1 pseudogene is annotated in these 505 nt (G+C 48.5%); it reads left to right on the top strand.

What is annotated here, in order from left to right:
- Positions 1 to 222: 222 nt before the first annotated feature.
- Positions 223 to 505: pseudogene (locus tag RB298_RS23540) on the top strand (MFS transporter); the annotation flags it as partial.

Genomic DNA, 505 nt, shown 5'->3' with positions numbered 1-505 from the left:
GGTTATAGGAGTATCAAAATAGAAGGCCTTTGCCTCTTTCCTTTAAGAAGAATTTATAAAAGCTCGCATGGGCTTTTTTTTAATATATTAGAATTTATAAAGTTATTTGGGGTCCCCGCAGAGTATTTGGAATAAGCATCGGAGCGCAGGCGCCATTTTGTGGGGCTATTTTAGGTTGTATGCGTAAATATACTGCTGAGAGGCTGCTGGGTGATAATAAACATGAAATGGTTGGAGCAGGACCCTAAGGAAGTAAAAGGTTTTCTTGTTGCAAGTCTCGTTGCCTCCGCAGGCGGCTCCTTGATGTGGCCGCTGACAACGATGTACGTATTCGACGAGCTGGGACGCAGCATGCAGGATGCTGTCTTTGTCATCTTGATTCAGTCCATGGGGGGCATCGCGGGTCAGCTCCTTGGCGGCGCGTTATATCACCGGGTCGGGGTGAAGAAGCTGATCGTGGGCTCGCTCCTGCTGAACGCCCTCGGATTGTTCACCCTTCCGTTCA

This window comes from Priestia sp. BR_2 (assembly GCF_041954005.1).
GTDB classification, from domain to species: Bacteria; Bacillota; Bacilli; order Paenibacillales; family Paenibacillaceae; genus Paenibacillus_AQ; species Paenibacillus_AQ lautus_A.
Note: the sequence above shows the minus strand (reverse complement) of the source record. Positions and strands in the feature narration are given on the sequence as shown.